Genomic DNA, 25,903 nt, shown 5'->3' with positions numbered 1-25,903 from the left:
TTATAATTCACCTGCTTCTTTCCTTATCCAATCGAAGCCACGTGTTTCAATCTCCTTCGCCAATTCCGGTCCACCGGTCTTTACGATACGTCCACCCAGCAGTACATGTACCGTATCGGGTTTGATATAGTCCAACAACCGCTGGTAGTGGGTAATGACCATAGCACTGGTTTCCGCAGTCTTGAGTTTGTTGAAACCGTCGGCCACAATACGCAAAGCATCCACATCCAATCCGGAATCCGTCTCGTCCAAAATAGCAAAAGTCGGTTCCAACATCGCCATCTGGAATATCTCGTTACGCTTCTTTTCACCGCCGCTGAAACCTTCGTTCACGCTACGGTTGGCCAGCTTGTTGTCCAACTCCACAATGGCACGCTTCTCGCGCATCAGCTTCAGGAACTCACTGGCCGACAAAGCAGGCAGATGGCGGTACTTGCGTTGCTCATTCACAGCCGCACGCATGAAGTTCACCATCGACACGCCCGGAATCTCTACCGGAGCCTGGAAAGAAAGAAAGATTCCTTCATGTGCACGGTCCTCAGGACTCATGGCAAGCAAGTCCTTGCCATTAAAGGTAATTGAGCCGCGCGTCACTTCGTAAGCAGGATGGCCAACCAACACATTACTCAACGTACTTTTACCAGCACCGTTCTGTCCCATCAGTGCATGTACTTCTCCATCACGTATGGTCAAGTTGATGCCTTTCAATATTTCTTTGCCATTGATGCTGGCATGCAGGTCTTTTATCTCTAACATCTTTATATTTACTATTTGACTATTTACAATTTACTATTTATAAATCACCCCACGCTTCCTTCTAGCGAAATGGCAAGCAATTTCTGCGCTTCTACGGCAAACTCCATCGGAAGTTTATTCAAAACTTCTTTGGCATAACCGTTCACAATCAGCCCCACGGCATCTTCCGTAGAAATACCGCGCTGATTGCAGTAGAATATCTGGTCCTCACTGATTTTGCTGGTAGTGGCCTCATGCTCCACGATGGCCGTTTCATTGTGAATATCCATGTAGGGGAAAGTATGCGCGCCGCATTTGTCACCAAGTAGCAAGGAGTCGCACTGGCTGTAATTACGAGCATTGTCCGCTTTCTGTGCCACGCGCACCAAGCCGCGGTAAGAGTTTTCGCTCTTTCCGGCAGAAATGCCTTTGCTCACAATGGTGCTCCGGGTATTCTTGCCCAGATGAATCATCTTTGTTCCCGTGTCTGCCTGCTGATGGTTATTGGTTACTGCCACACTATAGAACTCCGCTGTCGAATTGTCGCCGGAAAGGATGCAAGACGGATACTTCCAGGTAATGGCCGAACCTGTTTCCACTTGTGTCCAAGACAGTTTACTGTCCACCCCTTTACAATGGCCACGCTTCGTCACAAAGTTATAGACACCACCCCGGCCCTCGGCATCACCGGGATACCAGTTCTGCACGGTGCTGTATTTCACTTCTGCACGGTCGTGCACCACAATTTCCACAATGGCCGCGTGCAACTGGTTCTCGTCACGCATCGGAGCCGTACACCCTTCCAGATAAGAAACGTACGAATCATCATCCGCCACAATCAAGGTTCTTTCGAACTGCCCCGTATTGCGGGCATTGATGCGGAAATAGGTGGACAACTCCATCGGACAGCGTACCCCCTTCGGGATATAGACAAAAGAACCGTCGGAGAACACCGCCGAGTTCAGTGCCGCAAAGAAGTTGTCACGATAAGGCACCACCGAACCGAGATATTTCTGTACCAAGTCGGGATGCTCGCGTACAGCCTCGCTGAATGAGCAGAAGATGATTCCTTTCTCCATCAGTGTCTCCTTGAAGGTAGTCTTTACAGACACCGAGTCCATAACGGCATCCACAGCCATACCGCTTAACGCCATCTGTTCTTCCAGCGGAATGCCCAGCTTATTGAAAGTCTTTATCAACTCAGGGTCTACCTCATCCATGCTTTTCGGTCCTTCCTTCTTCTTCGTAGGGTCGGCATAGTAGGATATGGCCTGATAATCTATTTCGGGAATGCGGAGATGTGCCCATGTAGGCATCTCCAATGTCAGCCAGTGGCGATATGCCTTCAGGCGGAACTCCAGCAACCATTCCGGTTCTCCCTTCTTCTCAGAGATAAGCCGCACTACATCTTCATTCAGCCCGCGCTCAATGATGTCTGTATGCACGTCGGTCGTGAAACCGTACTTATACTTCTCCTGAGTGAGTTCCTTTACATATTTATTGGGTTCTTCTTGTTGCATCACTTCTATAATTACAAATTATGAATTACAAAATCACGGTTCACGGTATCAGTCAAAGTCTCCGTTTACAATCTGCTCCGTAACCGCCTTTGCTGCGGGAAAGAATATCCCGGCAAACTCTTCCATAGGATAATATAACACTGATTCTTTCTTTTTTGTTTTGCTAATCAGCGTATTGTCTCCGTCTATAAATTCGATGACACCAATCAGCAGGCTCGTCAGCAGGAGGTACTTCAAAGCCCCTAGACCAGCCCCCAACCAATGATTGAGCCAGCCCAGCGAGACGGTCTCCATTGCCCGGGTCAGCAGAGAAGCCACCAGGGAGAAGAGCAAAGGAACAGCCAGCCAGATGAAGACAAATGCCAGTACTTGCGCCACTGTCATAGAGTCTGTCAACATGGGGCACAGCTTCACTGCCAACGAGGCATACAAAGCCTTTGCCGCCAGCAGACCGACAATCAGCCCCAGCAGAGAGGCCAATTGCTTCACAAAACCTTTCATGAAGCCGATGATTGCGCCCAAGCCGAAAGCAGCCAATATGATGATATCTATAATTGCCATAAAATTAATGTACCAATGTGACAATATGCTAATGTGCCAATATGCTAATGGGTCAATGAGCAAATAACTAATATGCAAAATGTGCCAATTGCCCTGCGGCATTTTCTGTACGCGCAGCCAATTGGCACATTAGCATATTTGCACATTATTCAATTATAATGTTTGCTTCACTTCTATTTCTTCGTAAGATTCGATAATATCGCCCACCTTGATGTCGTTGCAGTTTGTCAGGCTGATACCGCACTCGAAATTGGTACCTACCTCCTTCACGTCGTCCTTGAAGCGCTTCAGGGCATTGATGGCACCCGTAAAGATTACGATACCGTCGCGTATCAAACGGGCCTTGTCGCTGCGTTTCACCTTTCCGGTCTTGACCATGGCACCTGCCACCAGTCCCACCTTCGTGATGTTGAACACTTCGCGCACCTCGATGGTTGCCGTTATCTGCTCCTTCAATGTCGGTGCCAGCATACCTTCCATGGCAGCCTTCACCTCTTCGATGGCATCGTAGATGACGGAGTACTTGCGGATATCCACACCCTCCTGCTCTGCCATCTTGGCGGCAGCACCCGAAGGACGTACCTGGAAACCGACGATAATCGCATCCGAAGCGGCAGCCAGCGAGACATCCGATTCGGAAATCTGACCGACACCCTTGTGGATTACGTTTACCTGCACCTGCTCCGTAGACAGCTTGATTAAAGAGTCGCTCAACGCTTCCACAGAACCGTCCACGTCACCCTTCACAATCACGTTCAGCTCATGGAAGTCACCCAGCGCCAGACGGCGGCCCACTTCGTCGAGCGTCAGCATCTTCTGCGTACGCAAACCTTGTTCACGCTGCAACTGTTCGCGTTTGTTGGCAATCTCGCGTGCTTCCTGCTCCGTTTCGATTACGTGGAACGTGTCGCCAGCAGCAGGTGCACCGTTCAAGCCCAATATCAGGGCAGGTGTAGAAGGACCAGCCTCCTGCATGCGTTGGTTACGCTCATTGAACATAGCCTTCACCTTACCGTAGCTGGTACCCGCCAGCACGATGTCGCCCATTTTCAAGGTACCGTTGGAAACGAGTACCGTAGCCACATAGCCACGACCCTTATCCAATGAGGACTCGATAATGGAACCGGTAGCACGGCGGTTCGGGTTTGCTTTCAACTCCAGCATTTCTGCTTCGAGCAGCACTTTCTCCATCAACTCGGGTACACCGATACCCTTTTTGGCAGAGATATCTTGCGACTGATACTTACCGCCCCACTCTTCCACCAAGAAGTTCATGGCAGCCAGCTCTTCCTTAATCTTGTCGGGGTTGGCAGTCGGTTTATCAATCTTATTGATTGCAAATACAATAGGAACACCCGCAGCCATGGCATGGTTGATGGCTTCCTTTGTCTGCGGCATCACGTTGTCGTCAGCAGCCACAATGATGATGGCAATATCCGTAGCTTTGGCACCACGGGCACGCATGGCGGTAAACGCCTCGTGGCCCGGAGTATCGAGGAATGTAATCTTACGTCCGTCGTCCAGCGACACGTGGTAGGCACCGATGTGCTGTGTGATACCACCCGCTTCACCGGCAATCACATTCGCCTTACGGATATAGTCGAGCAATGAAGTCTTACCGTGGTCTACGTGACCCATCACCGTTACAATCGGAGCGCGAGGTTCCAAATCTTCCTCATCATCCTCTTCCTCTACGATGGCCTGCGCCACTTCTGCGCTTACATATTCTGTCTTGAAGCCGAATTCCTCAGCCACCAAGTTGATGGTCTCGGCATCCAGACGCTGGTTGATGGATACCATCATACCAATGCTCATACAAGTGGCGATGACCTGAGTAACAGAAACATCCATCATGCTTGCCAACTCGTTGGCCGTCACGAATTCCGTAATCTTCAGTACCTTGCTTTCTGCCATTTCCATGTCTTCCAATTCCTGCATACGGCTGGAAGCCATGTCACGTTTTTCCTTACGATACTTGGCACCTTTGTTCTTTCCTTTGGAAGTGAGGCGTGCCAAAGTTTCCTTTACCTGCTTTGCTACATCTTCCTCGCTAACCTCCTGCTTGATGACCGGCTTCTTGAAGCGGTCCTTATTGCGGTTGCGGTTATTATTGGCATTGTTTCCACCAGGCTGGTTTCCACCTTGCGGGCGGGCACCCTGACCTTGCTGGGCACCTGCGTGTCCACGGTCGTTGCCACCACGCTGGAAGTTGGAAGCATTGTTGATGTCCACTTTCTCCTTATTGATACGGACACGTTTCTTCTTGCCGTTGGCATCGCCGGCAGCGGTATCCTTCAACTTGCTGTCATCACGGCGGATTTCCTTGATGATAGCTTCCTTCATCTGCTTCTTCTGATCCTGGCGAATCTTTTCCTTCTCTTCACGCTCCTTGCGTTTCTCCTCTTTCGATTTCTTCTTCGGGCGTGTGGATTGGTTCAGGGCCGCCAAGTCTATCTGTCCGATGACATTAATCTTCGAAACAAACTCAGGCTGATGTATCTTGAAGATTTCTTCTCCTTCTTCTTTCCCCTCTTTTTCAACCGGTGCTTCTTCAGCTGCCGGTGCGGGAGCAGGCGCTTCTATCATTTCTTCCTTTTTAGATTCTTGTTGAGCCTCTACAACCGGAGCAGGCTCTTCCTTGACAACGGGTTGTGGCTGCGGTTCCGAAACGGGCTGCGGCTCGGACTCAGATGCCGGCTGTACCTCCGGTTGCGGCTGTGGTTCCGGTTGGGGAGCAGGAGCAGGTTCCGGTTTCGGCGTTTCTACAACTGCCGGTTCCTCCACCTTCTTCTCCTCTACCGCTTTTTCCGCTTCTTTCTCTTTTTCCTGAGCAGGAGCAGGTCTACGGTTCAGTTTGTCCAAATCAATCTTGCCTACCGGCTTGAACTTCGGACGTGCGTCTTCCGGAACAACCGTCTTAATCTCCTCGGGCTTCGCTTTCTCCTGCGTTTCCCTATAGCCGTCAATAGACACGGACGCCTTGTTGCGGTCCTTGCTCTGACGTTCCTGGCTGAAACGCTCCGACTTTATCTTAAGGTCCTTATCTGTACTAAACTCCTTTTTGAGCAGTTCGAACTGTTCATCCGTAATTTTTGTGTTCGGATTTGCCTCAACGGTAAATCCCTTCTTTTGCAGGAACTCGACAGCCGTCGTAATCCCTACATTTAAATCTCTTGTTACTTTGTTTAACCTTATCGTCATCAATTTTTTCTATTTACGATTTAACCATTTACGATTTACGATTGATAATACTCGGAGCGGAACGACTTACATTTACAATCAAACTCTAATCGTAAATCGTAAATCGTAAAATCGTAAATCATTCATTCTCCTCTTCAAACTCCTGTTTCAAAATGCGCAATACCTCGTCCACCGTCTCTTCTTCGAGGTCCGTCTTCTCAATCAACATCTCACGGGGAGCGTTCAACACAGCCTTAGCCGTATCGATACCGATAGCCTTGATGGCATCGATAACCCAACCGTCTATTTCATCACGGAATTCGTCCAAGTAGATGTCTTCATCCTCTATGGCCTCATCCAACTCACGGAACACGTCGATGGTGTACTCAGTCAACATACTGGCAAGCTTGATATTCAAACCGCCTTTACCGATAGCCAGCGACACCTCTTCGGGTTTCAAGAACACTTCAGCCTTGCGTTCTTCCTCGTTCAAGCGGATGGAAGAAATTTTGGCAGGGCTCAAGGCACGCTGTATAAACAACTGGATATTGGACGTATAGTTGATAACGTCGATATTCTCGTTGCGAAGCTCGCGGACAATACCATGAATACGGCTACCCTTCACACCCACGCAGGCACCTACCGGGTCGATACGGTCATCGTAGCTCTCAACGGCAATCTTGGCACGCTCGCCGGGGATGCGGGCAATCTTCTTGATGGTAATCAGTCCGTCATTGATTTCGGGTACTTCCATTTCGAACAGACGTTGCAGGAAGACGGGCGACGTACGGCTCAGGATAATCTTCGGATTATTATTCTTGTTGTCCACACGTGCAACTACGGCGCGGGCGGTCTCGCCCTTGCGGTAGAAGTCACTCGGTATCTGTTCGGTCTTGGGCAGCAACAATTCGTTGCCTTCATCATCGAGCAGCAGCATCTCTTTCTTCCAAATCTGGTAGACTTCCGCATTGATGATGGTACCCACTTTATCAATGTATTTGTTGTAAATACTATCTTTCTCCAGTTCCAATATCTTGGAGGCCAGCGTCTGGCGCAAGTTCAAGATGGCACGGCGACCGAAGTTCGCGAAGATAACTTCATCCGTCACTTCCTCGCCCACTTCATAAGAAGCATCAATCTTTTGTGCTTCGGACAATGCGATCTGCAGGTTCGGGTTTTCCAAATCCTCGTCTGCCACTACCTCACGGTTACGCCATATTTCGAAGTCACCCTTGTCCGGGTTTACAATTACGTCGTAATTCTCATCGGTACCGAACATTTTCGCAATCACACTACGGAACGACTCCTCGAGTACGCTTACCATCGTGGTTCTGTCGATATTCTTCAGTTCCTTAAATTCCGAAAATGTATCTATCAAGCTGACAGTTTCTACTTTTTTGGCCATAGTCTTATTTAAAACTGATTAAGTATTTAGTGTATTTTATCTCTTCATACGTAAAGGTCAAGTCCTCATCCACCAGCTTGGGACGCTTGGCACCTTCCTCTTTCACTTTCTTCTGAATGGTCACGACGAAATGCTGTTCGTCGGCTTCCTTCAACACGCCGCTGAGCTTGCGGCCGTCCTTTGCCAGCACTTCCACTTCCTTGCCGATGTGGTTAATGTACTGCTGCAGTACCTTGAAGGGCTGTCCGATGCCGGCCGAACCGACTTCCAACTCATAATCCTCATCCTCACGGTTCAACTTGGACTCGATGTAGCGGCTCAGCTCTACACAGTCCTCAATCCAAACACCTTCTTTGTGGTCTATTTCCACCAAAATCTTGTCATCCGGGCTGATTGTCACCTCCACAAGGAAGTAGTCCTTTCCTGCCAGCCACTCGTCAACAATCTGACAAACAGTTTTCTTTTCTATCATAGATTAACCATTAGGAACAAAAAAGAGGAGCTTAATCGCCCCTCCACCTTTCATCCGTTTTCGCTTGCAAAGATATAAATAATCTGTTCGACTACAAAATATTAGAGAAAAAAAGATTGATTTAACGGTTCAAACGAGAATTATATTACAGACACGCCCTTTCAACACTTCAAGATAAAGTGTAAAACATATAATCTTATGAGACAGAAGCTTATACTTTATGAAATGAATTATCACGTTCCATACTGCATGAGATGCACATGTCAAGCACAACGAGATGCACATCTCGAACAACATGAGATATACATCTCATGCGTACAATCTCTATTGTTTCAGGAAAAGAAGTAAGGAGGTACAAGCGGAAAAAAGATACTGTTGAAAGACAACGCGGAAAAATAAAAGGCCGATAGCTTGTTTCATGCTATCGGCCCTTTTACTATGGTTCTAAAGGTCTAAAAGACCTTATCGTATCACTTATTCGGAGTCTCCCACTTCTTGGTATCCGTACAAACCACGTTCACAGTCTGGTCACCCGTCTGGATGCGGAAGTCACCTTTCTCCAGAATCCACTTGCCATCATAGCCTACGAAAGCAAGGTCGGAGCCTTTCAGTTTCAGAGTCACGGTCTTTGTCTCGCCCGGTTTCAGTTCCACTTTCTCGAAAGCGCGAAGACGGCGGGTATCGGGAGTAAGGGAGGCAACGAGGTCACTGCTGAAGAGCAACACGCTCTCCTTGCCGACACGGTCACCGGTATTCTTCACATCAACGGTGAAAGTAAGCACATCATCAGCGGTAAAGTCCGACTTATCCACCTTGAGGTTGCTGTACGCAAAGGTGGTATAGCTCAAACCGTAGCCGAACGCCCACTGTACGGACACCTGCGCGTCGTAGTTATAAGCGCCTTCCATCTGCTTGCCGATGTGTTCGCACGGTTTGTAGTCGTACGTAATCAGCGAGTTGATTTCCTTCGGATAAGTGAAAGGCATCTTTCCGCTGAAGTTGGCGTCGCCGGCAATGAGGTTTGCCAACGCATCGCCGCCGTAGTTGCCCGGAAGCATGGTGTTGACCACAGCCTTTGCCAAAGGCTCGATGTCGGCTATCAGGCGTGGACGGCCCTCGTTCAGCACCAGAATGACGGGCTTGCCGGTCTTGGCAAGAGCCTTCACCAGGTCGAGCTGGTTCTGTGAGAGGAAGAGGTTCGTCAGGTTACCCGGAGTCTCGCAGTAAGAGTTCTCACCGATGCAGGCAACGATGTAGTCGGCACCGGCAGCGGCAGCTACGGCTTTCTCTATCTCAGGAGCATTCTCTTCCCACCAGTTGCCACCTTGCTTATAAGTGACACCGGCTTCGTAGATGATGTTGTCCGCACCGAATTTATTGGTGAAAGCCTCGAGGATGGTATTATATTGGCCTGCATGCTCGTCTGCCTTGTCACCCTGCCAAGAGTAGGACCAGCCGCCGTTGAGGCAACGCATGGAGTTGGCATTCGGACCGGTAACCAGCAGTTTCTTGCCTTTTGCCAGCGGCAGTATGCCGTCTGTGTTCTTCAGGAGTACCAAAGACTCTTCGGCAGCCTGGAGTGCGGCGGCGGCATGTTCCGCACTGCCGAACAGCGGGAAGTCTTTCAAATCATAATAGGGTTTCTCAAACAGATTGAGGCGGTACTTCAGGCGCAATACGCGGCGCACCGCATCGTCAATGCGGCTCATGGGGACTTCGCCTTCTTCCACCAGCTCCTTCAGGAGTGTGCAGAACTTCCAGTCGTACGGGTCCATCGACATGTCGATGCCGGCATTGATGGCGAGCTTGATGGCTTCCTTCTTATCCTTGGCTATGTGGTCGCGGCTATAAAGGTTGTTGATGTCCGCCCAGTCAGTCACAATCATACCGTCCCAGTTGAGGTCTTCTTTCAGCCACTTGGTCAGCAGCTCATAGTTGGCATGGAAAGGCAGACCGTTGTTCATGGCGGAGTTCACCATCACGGAGAGGGCACCTGCTTTCACCATTTCCAGATAAGGAGCGAAATGCTTCTCACGCATATCCTGCTCGGTGATGGAAGACGGCGTACGGTCCTTACCGGAAACGGGAACACCATAACCCATATAGTGCTTCATACAAGCGGCAACGTTGTTCTCGCCAATCAGGTTGGGGTTCTCGCCCTGGAAACCGATAACTGCTTCACGTCCCATTTCGGCATTGACGTAGGCGTCTTCACCATAATTTTCCCACATACGAGGCCAGCGCGGGTCACGTCCGAGGTCGGTCACCGGGGCATACGTCCAGGGAATGCTTCCCGCCTTTGTTTCATAAGCGGAGATGCGTGCACCTTCACGTGTCAGTTCACGGTTGAAGGTAGCTCCCATATTGACGCCTTGCGGGAAGAAAGTACCACCCAGCGTATAGGTAGTTCCGTGTATCTGGTCTACACCGTACACACAAGGAATACCCATCACCTCCATGGATTTCTCCTGAATGCGTTTGATGATTTCCTGCCACTTCTCCACGCTTTGTGCCACACCGTTAGGCACGTTCAAGATGGAGCCTACTTTGTATTTTCCGATGACAGAGTCGAGCATCGCCTCGTCCAACTGGAAGCCCTTGGCATTCTCAATACCCTGGATACGCATATAGAGCTGCATCATCACTTCTTGCGAAGGCATCTCCTTACCCAGCTTGAACTCTTTCTCTAACTTATACCTCTTGACGATTTTCTTCAAATCATCTACAGTTATATCTTTCGGATTGAGACCGGCAAAAGGATTGGCGCGTTTCTGCAGGAGGTCGATAGTGAGTTCGCACATCTGACCGACTTTCTCGTCAAGCGTCATCTTCTTCAGCAAAGTCTCAATCTGCTGTTCTATTTTCTCGTCTCTTGGAATGGCAGGCGCAACAGTGGTCTGCGCCGTAGAAGCAAGTACTAACCCTGATAGGGCTAAAGATAAGATTAACTTTTTACTCATGGTTGTGATATTGGTTTATAATAGTTGCACTATCTGTTTATACGAGGCACAAAGATAAGAACATCCTGCCATACCAAAGGGTACAACAGGATGTTTTTTAGGGTATGATTTGTTATTTTTTCAGACAATCCTACTCTCATCTCTTCAAGAGGCTCATCGGTTCCTGAAGTTTCAGGATGTTGTTCGTCTTCTGCGTTGCGGCAGCTACTTCAGCCTCCAGCGTAGCCTTGATGTCGCGTGAGGAAGCCCCGACGAGGAACTTGTAGTTTCCGGGAGTTACCACCCATGCCGATGCAGCCTCATCGTAGGAAGCCAGGTCATCAGCATTCACTTTCAGCGTCACCACAACCGCTTCGCCCGGTTTCAGCTCCTTGGTCTTGGCAAAAGCCTTCAGTTCCTTTTCGGGCTTGTTGGCAGCAACATCGGGAGCGGATACATAAAGCTGAACCACTTCCTTGCCTGCTACCTTACCGGTGTTCTTCACTTCTACAGACACGGTATAGACACCGTTGTCTGCCTTGACAGCAGCCTTGTCGTAAGCAAAAGTGGTATAGGAAAGACCGTAACCGAAAGGATAGGAAACCTGCTTGCCAAAGGTGTCGAAGTAACGGTAACCCACGTAAATGTCCTCTTCGTAATTGGTATAGTCCACGTTCTTCACGTCGTTCTTCTTCCCGCCTTTGTTCATGAGGTCGGTGCTCACACGCATGTCTATCGGGAAGTTGTCGGAAGAAGCGGCATCTTCAAACTTCACCGGGAAAGTCATTGTCAGCTTGCCCGAAGGAGAAGCCTTGCCACTCAGCACGTCAGCCACACTGTTTCCTCCCTCCTGGCCTGCCTGCCATGCACAAAGAATGGCATCGGGAGCAGATTTCCAAGAAGCAGTTTCAATCACACCACCGATATTGAGCACTACCACTACCTTCTTTCCGGCAGCGTGGAAAGCATCGGACACAGCTTTCAACATGTTCTGTTCCTCTTTGGTGAGGTTGAAGTCGGCTACCATACGGTCAAGGAACTCACCGGAGGTACGTCCCAGCGTCACCAGTGCCACATCGGCCTTGGCAGCCTGCTCGCGGATGACTTGTGCGGAAACAGCCATCTCAGCCGGACGGGTATCGGGCATGAACCACTCTTTCTTATCTTTGGACAGACGTTCTTTCTCGGTTTTCAGGTAAGCTTCATAGCTATTCTTCAGCGCTTCATCCACCACATAGCCGGCATTCTTCAAGCCGTCCAATAGCGAAACGGTATAAGCGCGGTTCACGTTGCCCGAACCTGTACCGCCTGCAATGAAATCGTAGGAAGTGCAACCGAAGAGTGCCACGTTCTTCACGTCGGCAGCCAGCGGCAGAGCACCGTTATCGTTCTTCAGCAATACCATACCTTCCGTTGCCGACTGGCGAGTAACGGCAGCATGCGCCTTCAAATCAGGCTTGTTGGAGTATTTATATCCCTTGAAGTGGGGAGTCTGGAGAATCATCTCCAGAATACGCTTCACATTCTGATTGAGGATGGCTTCATCTAACGCTCCGTCCTGCACACCCTTCACGATGGCTTCGTACTGCTTGGGCAGACCGGGCTGCAACATGTCGTTGCCTGCCACCATCTGTGCCACGGCATCCTTGCCGCCAAACCAGTCGGTCATCACTATGCCTTTGAAGCCCCATTCGTCGCGCAACATGGTTGTCTGCAACTCCTTGTTTTCCGAAGTGTAGACACCGTTCAGGTAGTTGTATGAGGACATCACAGTCCAAGGAGCGGATTCCTTCACGGCAATCTCGAACCCTTTCAAGTAGATTTCGCGCAAGGCGCGTGGAGATACATGCGCATCCGTAGCCATACGGTTGGTTTCCTGGTTGTTCACAGCAAAGTGCTTGATACTGGTACCCACACCGTTGCTCTGCACACCACGTACGTAGGCGGCGGCAATCTTACCCGACACCAACGGGTCTTCAGAATAATACTCGAAGTTACGTCCGCAAAGCGGGTTACGGTGAATGTTCAGCGCCGGAGCCAACAGCACGTCCGCACCGTATTCCAGCACTTCGTTACCGATGGACTGACCTACACTTTCCACCAGTTCCTGGTCCCAGGTAGAGGCGAGCAAAGTTCCGATAGGGAAATGAGTACAATAGTACGTAGCCGAATCCCCCTCACGCTTGGGGTCGATACGCAGTCCGGCGGGACCATCAGCCAGCACCACAGCGGGAATGCCGAGGCGTTCAATCGGGTATGTGGTTCCTGCCGCACCCGGCACTAGCTTTCTCGTTGCACCGATTACGGCACTGTCACCCGAGAAACCTGCCATACCGGTACCCACTACCAGATGCGCCTTTTCTTCCAAGGTCATGGCGCCAATCACCTCATCCAGAGAGGACTTTCCAAGCTGCGGCACACCCGGTCCGCAAGCTGACAAAACAGCCATTGCTGCTGCCATGGATATGATATTCTTCTTCATAATCTTATTTAAATATCTTCGGTGCGAATTCTGTCAGGTAAATACGCCAGTTCTTCCAGATATGACCTTCTCCGGTTTCATAATATTCATATTTGTAACCCTTCTCGTCCAACATCTTGCGGTAGTCGCTGTTGGCTTGGAACAAGAAGTCTTTATTACCGATAGCAATGTAATAGAGTGCCGGTTTCTTGGCAAACTGGGTTTTCAGTTTGGCTTCAAGGTTGTCATAAATCGGAGACTTCACATCTTTGTTGGGCATGATGGCTGCCGAGAACAGACCTACATAGTCGAACATATCCGGATATTGCTTGGAGATGTGCATGGAGTGGTAACCGCCCATAGACAATCCGGCAATGGCACGACCCTGCTTGTTGGCCTGCGTACGGTAAGTCTTATCAATGAACTTCACCACGTCGGGGAAAGCAGTCTCGAAAGAGCCTTCCATCGTCTTGGGCAGATTCATGCTGGGAGCGGCAAAACCCAGTGACGATTCACCCGGAGCAGCCTCCAACGCAGCGTTACCGTTGGTCATTACTACAATCATCGGCTTGGCCTTGCCTTGGGCGATGAGGTTATCCAGAATCTGTGCCGTACGTCCCAGTTCGCTCCATGCGTTCTCGTCGCCACCCATGCCGTGCAGCAGGTAGAAGACAGGATAGCGCTTGCCGCTTGTCTCATATCCGGCAGGCGTATAGACAGTCAGACGGCGGTCCATACCCAGCGTAGGGCTGTTGTACCATACCTTAGATACCGTTCCATGAGGAACTTTATTCACTTTGTAAAGGTCGATGCGCTCGTCACCACCGATGATGAATACATTCGTCACGCTTGCCACGTCTCGAATCATATAGACGTTGGCAGGGTCGTTAATCTTCAGTCCGTCTACCAGGAAAGTGTAGCTGTAGAGTTCCGGTTTCAGCGGTTCGGGAGTAGTGAATTCCCACACACCGTCCTTGTTCTCTTTCAAATCTGCCACACCCGGACCATCAAACTCACCAAAAGGAGTCTTGATTTTCTGCGTAGGCAGGAAGTCGCCGGTTACTTGCACCTTTACGGCTTTCGGCGCCTTCAAGCGGAAAGTTACTGTATTGTTGTCGTGTATCTCAGGTGAGACCACGGGAGCGCCTCCCCAGAGAGCTTGTTGCGCGAAAGTCATCGCACACATCAGCAACAGAGCTGACAAAATAGAAATTCTTTTCATGATACGTATGTTATTTTGTTATTAAATTAGTTATACCAAATCCTCTTATTTGAACAACTTCGGCGCGAACTCCGTCAGATAGATTCGCCAGTTCCTCCAGATATGTCCCTCGCCCGTTTCAAGATACTCGTACTTATAACCATTGTCGTCAAGCAACTTGCGAAAATCGGCCACACCTTTATAAACAAAGTCCGTCTTGCCGCATGCGATGAAGTAAAGAGCCGGTTTCTTGGCAAACTGAGTCTTCAGCTTACCTTCGAAGTCGGTATAGACCGGACAAGTCGATTTATCGTTTCCGGTACTTGCACCGGAGAAAAGACCTACATAGTCGAACATGTCCGGGTAATACTTGGAAATATTGCAAGAGTGGAAACTACCCATAGAAAGCCCGGCAATGGCACGGTTCTTCTTATTGGCAAGAGTGCGGAAATTCTTCTCCACGAACTTCACGATTTCGGGGAACGAGAGTTCAAAAGCACCTTCCGCCACCTTCGCTCTTTCGTCGGGACGCATGGAGGGGGCAACAAAACCCTTGGGAGATTCACCTGCAGCAGCATCTTGCCAAGCATTGCCGTTAGTCATCACCACAATCATAGGTTTAGCCTTGCCTTGTGCAATGAGATTATCCAATATCTGCGAAGTACGGCCAAGAGCAATCCAAGCTTCCTCATCACCACCTGCACCATGAAGCAGATAAAATACCGGATAACGCTTGCCGCTGGTTTCATAACCAGCCGGAGTGTAAATCGTCAGACGGCGGTCCATTCCCAGCGAAGGACTATTGTACCACATGCGACTTACCGTTCCATGGGGTACCTTATTCACTTTATACAAATCGGCACGGTCACCACCGATGATAAATACATTGGTCACGGTAGCCACATCCCGAATCATGTAAACATTGCTCGGGTCCATCATTCTCAATCCGTCCACAATAAAGGAGTATCCATAAAGTTCCGGCTTCAATGGTTCGGGAGTAGTAAATTCCCAAACGCCATCCTTCCCCTCTGTCAAATCGGCAATGCCCGGTGCATCATAATCGCCACGAGGAGTCTTAATAGTTTGTGGAGGCAGAAAATCACCGGTAATCTGCACCCTTACAGCCTTAGGAGCTTTCAAGCGAAAAGTAACCGTGTTGTCGTCATGAATATCAGGAGAGACAACTGCCGCACCTCCCCAAAGAGCTTGCTGTGCAAAAAGGGTGACACAGCAGACCAGCAGCATCGCTGCCAAACTTAATAATCTTTTCATAATTTCTTATATTAAATGAATTAGCTTCTTGTTATTTAGCAAAGCAGCGACTTACAAAAGGCAGGCACATATAAAGTGCCGAATGCCAATATTCGCTGGTATGTCCGCCATCCCGCACACGGAACTGGCAAGGGATACCGGCATTACGCATCGCTTGGAAAAACTCTATATTACGGTCCAGCAGAAAGTCATCATCTCCGCAATCCACAAACCACTGTACTGTACGAAGCTGTGCCTTACGCGCATCATCTGCCTCAACCACATACCTGATGCAACTATGTTCCTGCACAGAACGCGTCAGCACAGCCATCTTGTTTGTGGGGTCGGGATCTTTTCCCACCTCCTCACCACTGACGGGGATGTTCATCAAAGCACTCATGGCATAGGCAGCACAATACATATCCGGATAGCGTTGTGCATAGCTCGTCGTTCCACCTCCGCCCATAGAAAGTCCGGCAATGGCACGATGCTGCTTATCACCTTTCACCCGGTAGGTCTTCTCTATATAAGGAAGGAACTCCTTATAGAAGAAATCTTCGTAAGCCCATCCCGGCATGTTGAAGTAGCCGTTCCAGCAAGTGGCCGGATTTCCTCCGGCATTGGGGCTGACGATAATCATCTCGCAAGCCTCGCCCGATGCCACCAACTGGTCCATCACGTCCTTCACACGTTGGTCTGTAAACCAACTGGTATTCACCCCCGACATGCCGTGCAGCAAATAGAGGATAGGATATTTCCTATCCGTTTCATTGCTATAGCTTTGCGGCAGATAGATGGTGTAGGCACGGTGTGCTTTCAATACCTGGCTGTAAATGCTGTCGGTCACTACCTTGCTTTGCGGTCCCCATGCAGGATTTTGTGCATTTGCCATCCACAGCAAGCAGACGGCTAAAAGAGAGAGTATCAATCTTTTCATGGTATCGATTTAAAAATGTACTACAAAATAAGTGTTTTCCATTCTAAAACTAATTGATATATATCAGTTTTTCACGCATATACCCCTCATCTCTTCACCATCGGATGCACAGCCACAGGCACTTGCGCCCGCATGGCATCATGCACTTTCTGCTTGCGTGCCTTTGTCACCCTCTGTACCGCTGTACAACGCACATCGGCCGAAGATGCGGCAACCATCCACTGATATTCACCCTTAGCCAACTCCCAAGAGCTGTTTTTCTCATTAAAGGAAGCCATGTCCATCACGTTCCAAGTCAGAATCAGTGTCTGGCTCTCGCCCGGCTGGAGCAAGGCAGTTTTGCCGAAGGCCTTCAACTCCTTGGCAGGCTTGTCAAGTCCCCCATTCGGAGCTTTCACATAGAGTTGTACGGCTTCACGCCCTGCCACCTTGCCGATGTTCTTCACGTTCATCTTCAACTCGCAGCGGTCGGCATCCATTTTGGCGCTCTCTACCGCATATTCAAAAGCAGTATAGCTCAAACCATGACCGAACGGATAGGAAACCTCTTTACCGAAAGTGTCGAAATAGCGATAACCCACATAGATTCCCTCTTCATAGTTAGTGAAATCCACATTTTTTTCCGGTTCCTTCGGTTTCTCCTCTTTCTTGTTCGACTTGAAATTCATACCGGTACCCATAGCAAACGACGGCATCTTGAACTCGTAATCAAAAGGGAAGTTAGCATCCGACTGCGCATCGCCATATTTCACGGCAAACGTCATGGGTAACTTGCCCGAAGGATTCACCTCTCCGGTCAGGATATCCGTGATACAATTGCCCACCTCTTGTCCCGGCTGGAAGGCACAAACCACTGCATCTGCCAGTCCCTTCCAAGAAGCAGTTTCCACCGGGCTGCAGATGTTGAGAACCACCACCAGTTTCTTGCCTGCAGCATGATAAGCGGCAGACACCTGCTTAATCAGAGCCAATTCGTTCTCCTTCAGAAGGAAATCTTCCACACGGCGGTCACAGCCCTCGCCACTGACACGCCCCAGCGTAAGCACGGCAATGTCGTTGGCTTTCACTTGTGCAGCCAGTTCCTCGGCAGTGGGCAGGAACTCCTCGGCACGGGGCAGCGGAGTAAAGGCGAAAGGCGGTTTTCCGTGAGGAAAAAGCCGTTTCTGCTCGTCGGCCATATGCTTCTTGTAGCGGTTCAGCAATTCTTTGTCCACGATGTAGCCCGCATTACGCAAACCTTCTACCATAGAAACCGTGTAATAACCGATGCCCGTACTGCCAAAGCCCATGCCGGCAGGAACCATGTCATAGGAAGTAGTTCCATAAAGGGCAACTTTTTTGATGCCGGCAGCCATGGGTAGCGCCTGCTTGTTATCCAGCAGCACGATACCTTCCGCACCTATCTCACGGTCTACTTGCGCATGAGCCTCCAAGTCGGTTTTATTGGGATACTCGTAGCCGGCAAAGGTATGGCTCTTGACCACAAACTCCAGCACACGCTTCACGCTGCGGTCGAGGAGTGCCAAATCCAGTGTACCACTCTCTACGGCTTTCAAAATAGCTTTATACTGGCGGTCCTGCCCCGGTTGAAGCATATCGTTTCCTGCTACGATGGAGGTCACGGCATCTTTTCCGGCATTCCAGTCGGACATCACCAGTCCCTTGAATCCCCATTCGTCGCGGAGGATGTCTTCTGTCAGTTCACGGTCCTCGCAGGTATATTTGCCGTTCACCTTATTGTAGGCGGTCATCACGCTCCAGGGCTGAGACTCTTTGACAGCAATCTCAAAGCACTTCAAATACAGCTCGCGCAAGGGGCGTTGTGTCAGGCGAGAGTCGTTGTTATTGCGGTTGGTCTCCTGGTTGTTTACGGCAAAGTGTTTCAGGCAGGTACCTGTCCCCCGGCTCTGGATTCCGTTGATATAAGCAGCAGCCATTTTGCCGGTCAGCACCGGATCTTCCGAATAATATTCATGGTTACGTCCGCAGAGCACATTTCGCATCAGGTTGACACCCGGTGCCAGCAACACATCCAAACCATAATCCTTCACCTCCGTACCCAAAGTACGTCCCACCTTGTGGGCTGCATCCGGATTGAAAGTTGCTGCCACCGTGGTGCTGGAAGGAAATTCCGTAGCATGATAAGTACGGCTGTCGAATTCCCGCTTGGCAGCCATCGCCAACCGGTGCGGTCCGTCGGCAAGATAGGCGGAAGGGATACCCAGTCGGGGAATGTCGTAAGTACGTCCCGCTGTTCCGGGAAACTTGGTATCACTTCCCATCGACATCCCACAACCGATGACGAGGTGTACCTTCTCTTCGAGGGTCATGGCACTGACTACTTCGTCGATATTATCGGCACGCAGTCTGACTGACTGATTCGAACCGGTCGTCTGTGCAGTCAAGGCAGATGCCAGACAGAGTGAAAATAAAGTAATTGACAATCTTCTCATATATATTATATTTAAAAAGCCACAAAAGAAGCCCCCGTACAATTAGATGATTTCCACGGGGGACTTCTTCTACAAACAATTAATCAGTTAGAAAAATCTAATTTTGTCTATCTGCATCAGATGACGAAGTTAGATTTTGATTCTTTATGCGCTTTACCAACCTGCATTTTGTTCCATATTCGGATTCAAGCGGATTTCCTTTGCCGGAATAGGCAACAAATAATGTCTTTCCTTGAAACCATAACGCGTTTTATCCTTGTTATACTGAATGTATTCTACCGCTACATTATCCGGCTCATCTTTTCCTGCCTTATTTGACAAGATAGGTGTTCTTTCACCCTGATCCTTAAGCAAAGCCTCCGCATCTTTCCAACGGATAATATCCTGATAACGGGTATATTCAGAACAGAGTTCCAGTCTCTTTTCCAATTTAATGGCATCCAAGGTAGCCGTCTTTGCATCCAATCTTGCACGCTGACGCACCTCATTCAAGCAAGCATCAGCTTCGGATTGATTGCCATCCTTCAGGTTTGCTTCAGCTGCCAGTAACAAGACTTCAGCATAACGCATCCAACGATAGTTATTATATGAACACCAAAAACCAGCAGGAGATTCTACATTCGAGAAGCGACGCTTCCACATGAAATAACCTTCATTAATCAAACTCTGCCCTTTGGCAACCTTGACACCTAATTGAGAAATTTGGTCATAGGTTTTCATTGTCTGATTCAACCGATAACCATCTACACCCTCTTCCTGAACAAATGCATCATACAACTTTTTCTGAGGAACCATAAATCCCCATCCGGTACCATTAAACTGATTGTTAGAGCCAGACATATCCAACTTATCAGTGCGCCAATGATTCATCACCTCAAAGAAACTGAACTCATCCATGGAATTACTTGCATCAAAAATACGGTTACTTTCGAGCATACTTTCACAATTATACTCAGCCTTGTAGGTCAAGATATCCTCATAATTTCCATCATAAAGTTTATACTTACCGCTAGCTCTAACCTCATTCAAGACAACAGCAGCTTCATGGAATTTTTCTTGCCATAAATAAGCTTTACCCAATATAGCTTGTGCCAACTGCTTGGTAACACGCCATGTCGTTTTATCATCTACACTCTTCTTTTCCTCCAAGAGTCCTGAATTGATAGCTTCAGTCAGGTCCCGCTCTATCAACGCCCAAATATCAGCCTTAGGCGAACGAGCCAACTGATATTCGGATTTATCAAGTTCATGGTCTACCAATGGTACATCACCCCACATAGAAACTAAATCAAAATAAGCAAAAGCACGGAAGAACTTGGCTTCAGCACAAGCCTTCTTCTTCAAATCAGTATCAGGCTCAACACGTCCCAGAATCACATTCGCCTTATAAATAAGCTGATAGTAGCTTTCCCATACGCCTCCGATAAAACTTTGGTCTGAGCCAAATGAATATTCATTACAGCCTTCCAGCTCTGCATTGTCATTACGACCACCACCACCTGCCCAAACATCGTCCGAAAGGGCATTCTTCATCATCGTATAGTTATAGTATGTACCCTTGAGTTGTATATAAAGCGCATCAGCCGCTGCTTGAGCTTGTTCGTCAGTTTTATAATAAGTGGAAAAGTCCAATACACCTTTTTGAGGTATATCCAATTTGTCTTCACACGAAGTGCCAGCCAATATAAGGAGCGCTCCGAGCATTAAAGAATATCTTAATTTCATATGTTTTTCATTTTAATAAGTTCATAAAAATCAGAATGTCACACTCAAACCAAGAACAACCTTCTTTGAATTAGGATAACTACCTTTATCCACACCTAATGAATTTCCGACACCGGTAACTTCAGGGTCAAAACCAGGATAGTCTGTAAAAGTAAAGAAGTCCTCAAGTGAGCCATATATACGTAGATTTTCAATTGCTACCTTCTTAATCAGTTGCTTCGGGAAAGAATAACCTAACTGAATCTGTTTAATTTTAAAATAAGAACCGTCAAATACACAACCGGAAGAAGTCAGATACTTGGTATAATCTGTAGCGCCTGATGCAGGAGTCTTCCCATTGCGATTGCTTTCTGTCCAACGGTTTTTTGTAAAATAAGTCAGCTGATTCAAATTGTAATCCACACGGTTCAAGCCACAGAACACATCGTTACCTTGAGAACCCGTACCAAACAAGATAAAATCAAATCCCTTCCAAGCTGCATTCAAGGTAATACCATAAGTATAGTCGGCAATTCCCTTACCAATTTCTGTCTTATCATTATCCGTAATACCTTCTACACCATCAATATCTCTAAAGATTGGCTCACCGGTTTTTGAATCCACACCCATGAAATCATAACCATAAAAATACCACGCGGGCTTACCTACCTCAAAACGGGTAATGGCTCCATAAGTCACATAAGTAGCCCCATCAATACTTGATAAAGACTCATGCATCTTGGTCACTTTATTCTTCAATGTAGCAACGTTGGCACGGACACCATAAGCAAAGTCACCAATACGATCTTGCCATCCCAGTTCCAATTCAAACCCCTTGTTCGTAATATTACCGGCATTAACTGGCGAGAAACTGTTACCTACTACAGTTGAAGCCTTAATGCCCGAAACAATCAGGTCTTTTGTCTTTTTATGGAAATAATCGGCTGTAACAGTCAAACGGCTATTCAAGAAACGGGCATCAATACCTATATTGGTTTGTTCAGAAGTTTCCCATTTAAGTCCGTCATTACCGGTAGCAGAGGGAGCATAACCATTGATGTAAGAGAAATTATTATTATCACCTACAGCCAAATGCCCGGTAGCACCAATTGATACATTCCATTTATAACCGCCCAATGATGCAGTAGAACCATTCTGTCCCCAACTGGCACGGAGCTTTAATTGTGACAGCCAGTCTTCAGTTCCTTTCATAAAATTTTCCTCCGAAAGAACCCAACCCAAAGAAACTGCCGGGAAATAGCCCCAACGTTTGTTCTTTGGCAACACAGAGAGGTCAGCAGCATCGGCACGCAGTGAGAACTGAGCCATGTACTTTCCGGCATAGTCATAATTCAAACGTCCGAAGTAAGATAATTTACGAGTATAGGTAGGCTCACCACCACTTACATCCTTTACAGCATCAGATGTAGCATAGGCAAAGTAGAAGAAATTAGGATCATTCTGCAAGAAACCCAAATGCGAAACTCTGTTAATCACATTTCCCCACATATCTGTAGTATCTTCATTATATCCCTTCTTACTTCCGCTAACGCCATAAGAACGGCTCTGACTATAAGAAGTTCCCAACATCAATGTTGCGTTGTGTTTGCCAAAAGAACGGGTGTAGTTCAAAAAGTTCTCCCACTGATAATAGGTTGGGCTATAATCCGAAGCCGAAACCTCCACCCAATCACGTTTAGCCTTGTCAGTATAGTAATAAGATTGCCCCACGCCATAAGAGGAAGTTGAAGCCAAACGATAAGAAAGACGAGAAGTAACGGTAAGCCCCTTGATAGGCATAAAATTCAAATAAGTAGAACCATTGATATTAAAGCCTCTGTTCTTGGTATAAGAGTTGTCACGCATGGCAAAAGGATTGATAGCTTCGGCATTGCCAGTGAAAGCTGATACACCATAAAGGTTGCCGTTTCCATCGCCCAACATATTCTTATGATCCTTATAGATGGTAGCCATATTCAACGGCAAGTCATCAATAGGATAAAGAGGCTTGGTCAGAGGGTCTAATTGTAATACAGAAAGCATCATGCTACCATACTCATTGCCCTCGGCTACGGACTGAGTTTTGTAGTGCTCAATCTGATTATTGGTACCTACCTCCAGCCAAGGTTTGATTTTCCAGCTGGCATTTACCATTCCCGTGAGTCGTTCATAAGTATCGGCATTGCCGACAATCATACCGTCGTTATCAAGGTGGGACAATGACAGATAGAAAGAACCTCTGTCGCTACCACCTTGGAAAGTCACATTATGACGTACCATCGAACTGTTTTCAAAAGCCTCATCGACCCAATCCGTATCGGTTTTTCCATCCCAATAGGTATCAAAAGCACTCTGGGTAAGCTTCTTGTTTTCCAAGAAGAATTCCTTGTACTGCGCAGCATTCATTACTTCGGGTACTTTACCCAAACTCTGTGAAGTATATTGAAAATCGTATGTGATTTTACCGTTTCCTTTTCCTTTCTTCGTAGTAATCAATACTACACCGTTACCGGCAGCAGCGCCATAGATAGCTGCAGAAGCACCATCCTTCAAAACTTCCATAGACTCAATGTCATTAGGGTCGATACCACCAATATCGCTGGCAATACGTCCATCCACTACATACAACGGGTCACAAGAACCGTTAGAGCTTATTCCACGGATACGTACCTGCGGAGAAGCACCCGGTTTGGCCGATGCACTGAGCACCTGCACACCGGCAGTCTTACCCTGCAATGCCTGCTCAGCACGGGTAATGGTACGTGCTTCCATATCTTCTGATTTTACCGAAGATACGGCACCGGTCAGTGAACTTTTCTTCTGCACGCCGTAACCTACCACCACCACTTCATCCAGCGTTTTAGTGTCTTCTTTCAATATCACATTCATTACTCCTGCCACTGCTTTCTTTTCTTGTGTCAGGTAGCCGATGTAAGAATAGACAATCGTCGCTCCTTTTTTCACAGACAAAGAGTAGTTGCCGTCCATATCCGTAATGACACCGTTGGTAGTGCCTTTCTCAAAGATACTCACGCCAATCATCGGTTCATTCAGGTCGTCAGTAACCCTACCGTTCACCTTTATAGTCTGGGCTTGTGCCAGACTGAAAGGAAGACAGATCAATAGGAAGAGTGCCATAGCTGCAAGTCTCTTCCGAGCTGTTTGCTTCAGATTTTGTTTCATTTGATTAAATTAGATTTATGTTAATAATAAAAGGTTTCTTAAGAAAGTGTCAGAACCCACGTGTAGGAAATGCCATCACTACCTCCAGCAGTTCCTTGTCATGGTTATACTTCACTTGGCAATCGTTATTGAAAATCATCGTTGCTCCCTTTTCTGCGGTATAAGGTTCCCACTCGGGTAACCCTTCGGCATTGGGATTGCCCGTACGGGCAAAGTTCAACCACGCGCTGCTCATCTTTTCGCCCAAAGCTTGTGCTTCAGTGCCACCCCCGGTCATGGAAGCGTGGCGCACTACATTGTTGAAGGCAAAGGGAATGTCCATGCAGTGCGTGCTGCGAAACATGCCGTCAAGTACGGGCGATTCCCACGCGAACATGTACATATAGACCGGAGCACCCTGCTGCGCAGCTTTCAGTTTAGCCTGCTCCACAGCACCGGGACGGAACACGAAGTCCACATCCACCAAATCTTTAGGCTGATAGCCGGGGTAGACTTTCTCGAAAGCGGTAAGGAACTCGTCCGTACGTTCGCCGTATTTCTTTTGCAGGAATTCCACCGCTTTTTCTTTGGTAATGGTACGGAAAGCGGGGACATAAGTACTCATGGTAAATTCGTGCAGAGTAGTGCCAATCATTACCGGAATGCCCTTGCTTTGTGCTGGAGCTTGAGGGTCGAAAGGCTGTACGGGCAGTACATCGCCGTCCACCGTAGGCGCCCAGCCAAAAATGAAGGAAGACACCCCCTCCTTCTCTGCCTCTGCACGCACTTTGGCTATCGCCTTGTCACCGGCGGCAAGCACCTTGTCATACGGCATCTTGCAAAGTTCGTCTATCTGCGAAGCCTTCAGACCAAGTTCTTCCATCACGGCACTGCCAATGCGACGAGAATACTTTTGCTCCATCGTGCGAAGCATAGATCCGCTTTGTACAATGGCTTTATGGAACAAGCCTCTCGCCGATGGCGTGGCAAGTAGCGTAGAGACCTTGCCTCCTCCACCGGATTGACCGAAAATGGTAACATTCCGAGCATCTCCACCGAAGGATTCTATATTCTTATTCACCCATTGCAGTGCCGCCACCAGATCAAGCAGTCCGGCATTGCCCGATTTTGCATATTTATCGCCATAGGCGGAAAGGTCGAGAAAACCCAGGACGTTGAGACGATGATTCAGCGTCACAACCACTGCATCCCCTTTCTTTGCCAGATTTGTTCCGTCATACGAGGGAAGCTCCTGACCACTGCCAGCGGAATAACCTCCACCATGCAGCCACACCATGACGGGGCGTTTCTTCCCGTCTTTCAGTCCCGGTGTCCAGATATTCACCCGCAGACAATTCTCGTCAGGATAACCGTCATCCCAGTTGAAGGCAAACGCCTGCTCGTCGCTGTACCATCCCATGCGCTTGCCTTGCGGACAAGTAGGGCCATAGGCACGGCTGCTGCGGACGCCTTCCCATTTATCAGCGGCCACGGGCGGCATAAAACGTTCGGCTTTGGCATATGGGATACCTTTATATATATAGATACCATTTTCCACATATCCGGCTACTTTTCCTGATTCGGTCTCGGCAATGGCGGTTGCCGAAGAAGCCGTAATCTCCCCCTCCTGCCCACAAGCAGATGCTTTCTCTATTTTAGCTGTCCCTCCGCACGAGGAAAGTAGGATGGCGGTGAATGCTAACACTGACAAGAATTGCTTTTTCATATTATGTATTAGTTTTATGTTTTTATGATTGCAATATTAGCACATTCTCCCCAGAAGGATTTTCTACGTTATCCAAACGGCTTTCCCCGATGTTCAAAACAGCTTTCTCCAATGTTCAAATGTTTGCAGATTTGTTCAAAACATGCTCTCCGGCAGTCTCTCTCTCAATTTTTATGAGTATTTTCGCATCGTAATG

General features: G+C 48.3%; 15 protein-coding genes. All 15 read right to left on the bottom strand.

Annotated features, from left to right (window positions below; all coding sequences use genetic code 11):
• The 15 genes from sufC to DXD78_RS04685 all read right to left on the bottom strand — a co-directional run bounded on the left by sufC (position 1) and on the right by DXD78_RS04685 (position 25,707).
• Positions 1-756, bottom strand: coding sequence for a Fe-S cluster assembly ATPase SufC (gene sufC / locus DXD78_RS04755; protein WP_005824362.1), 756 nt, complete (start codon positions 754-756; stop codon positions 1-3).
• Between the two features lie 44 nt (positions 757-800).
• Positions 801-2,255, bottom strand: coding sequence for a Fe-S cluster assembly protein SufB (gene sufB, locus DXD78_RS04750; RefSeq protein WP_005824359.1), 1,455 nt, complete (start codon positions 2,253-2,255; stop codon positions 801-803).
• Positions 2,256-2,303: 48 nt separating this feature from the next.
• Complete coding sequence (locus DXD78_RS04745; protein WP_034529152.1) at positions 2,304-2,816, bottom strand: CvpA family protein; 513 nt, start codon at positions 2,814-2,816, stop codon at positions 2,304-2,306.
• A 153-nt stretch (positions 2,817-2,969) separates the two neighbouring features.
• Positions 2,970-6,017 carry a translation initiation factor IF-2 gene (gene infB, locus DXD78_RS04740; protein ID WP_009037372.1) on the bottom strand — a complete coding sequence of 1,016 codons (3,048 nt, stop codon included), beginning with the start codon at positions 6,015-6,017 and terminating at the stop codon, positions 2,970-2,972.
• Positions 6,018-6,135: 118 nt separating this feature from the next.
• The gene (nusA, locus tag DXD78_RS04735) at positions 6,136-7,401 is read right to left on the bottom strand and encodes a transcription termination factor NusA (RefSeq protein ID WP_005833693.1); all 1,266 of its coding nucleotides are present in this window, start codon (positions 7,399-7,401) and stop codon (positions 6,136-6,138) included.
• Positions 7,402-7,405: 4 nt separating this feature from the next.
• Complete coding sequence (gene rimP, locus DXD78_RS04730) at positions 7,406-7,873, bottom strand: ribosome assembly cofactor RimP (RefSeq protein WP_005824352.1); 468 nt, start codon at positions 7,871-7,873, stop codon at positions 7,406-7,408.
• A 470-nt stretch (positions 7,874-8,343) separates the two neighbouring features.
• Positions 8,344-10,833 carry a glycoside hydrolase family 3 N-terminal domain-containing protein gene (locus DXD78_RS04725; protein ID WP_009037373.1) on the bottom strand — a complete coding sequence of 830 codons (2,490 nt, stop codon included), beginning with the start codon at positions 10,831-10,833 and terminating at the stop codon, positions 8,344-8,346.
• 136 nt (positions 10,834-10,969) lie between these two features.
• Positions 10,970-13,294 carry a glycoside hydrolase family 3 C-terminal domain-containing protein gene (locus DXD78_RS04720; protein WP_009037374.1) on the bottom strand — a complete coding sequence of 775 codons (2,325 nt, stop codon included), beginning with the start codon at positions 13,292-13,294 and terminating at the stop codon, positions 10,970-10,972.
• A gap of 4 nt (positions 13,295-13,298) precedes the next feature.
• Positions 13,299-14,495 carry an esterase gene (locus DXD78_RS04715; protein WP_008661993.1) on the bottom strand — a complete coding sequence of 399 codons (1,197 nt, stop codon included), beginning with the start codon at positions 14,493-14,495 and terminating at the stop codon, positions 13,299-13,301.
• Positions 14,496-14,540: 45 nt separating this feature from the next.
• Positions 14,541-15,746 (bottom strand): esterase, encoded by a 1,206-nt coding sequence (locus DXD78_RS04710; protein WP_008661994.1) that lies wholly within the window; start codon positions 15,744-15,746, stop codon positions 14,541-14,543.
• A 31-nt stretch (positions 15,747-15,777) separates the two neighbouring features.
• A complete protein-coding gene (locus DXD78_RS04705) occupies positions 15,778-16,662 on the bottom strand; it encodes an esterase family protein (RefSeq protein WP_009037375.1) in 885 nt (294 codons plus the stop codon).
• Positions 16,663-16,748: 86 nt separating this feature from the next.
• Positions 16,749-19,115, bottom strand: coding sequence for a glycoside hydrolase family 3 N-terminal domain-containing protein (locus tag DXD78_RS04700; RefSeq protein WP_117652549.1), 2,367 nt, complete (start codon positions 19,113-19,115; stop codon positions 16,749-16,751).
• Positions 19,116-19,268: 153 nt separating this feature from the next.
• On the bottom strand, positions 19,269-20,819 hold the full coding sequence (locus DXD78_RS04695; protein WP_229079545.1) for a RagB/SusD family nutrient uptake outer membrane protein: 1,551 nt from the start codon (positions 20,817-20,819) through the stop codon (positions 19,269-19,271).
• 51 nt (positions 20,820-20,870) lie between these two features.
• Positions 20,871-24,002, bottom strand: a complete 3,132-nt coding sequence (locus tag DXD78_RS04690) for a TonB-dependent receptor (protein WP_009037377.1) — start codon at positions 24,000-24,002, stop codon at positions 20,871-20,873.
• 49 nt (positions 24,003-24,051) lie between these two features.
• Positions 24,052-25,707, bottom strand: a complete 1,656-nt coding sequence (locus DXD78_RS04685) for a carboxylesterase/lipase family protein (RefSeq protein WP_034529157.1) — start codon at positions 25,705-25,707, stop codon at positions 24,052-24,054.
• Between the last annotated feature and the right edge of the window lie 196 nt (positions 25,708-25,903).

It is taken from the genome of Bacteroides sp. D20, from assembly GCF_003436255.1.
Classification (GTDB): domain Bacteria; phylum Bacteroidota; class Bacteroidia; order Bacteroidales; family Bacteroidaceae; genus Bacteroides; species Bacteroides uniformis.
The sequence above is the reverse complement of the archived record's forward strand: the minus strand, read 5'-3'. Positions and strand labels throughout refer to the sequence as shown.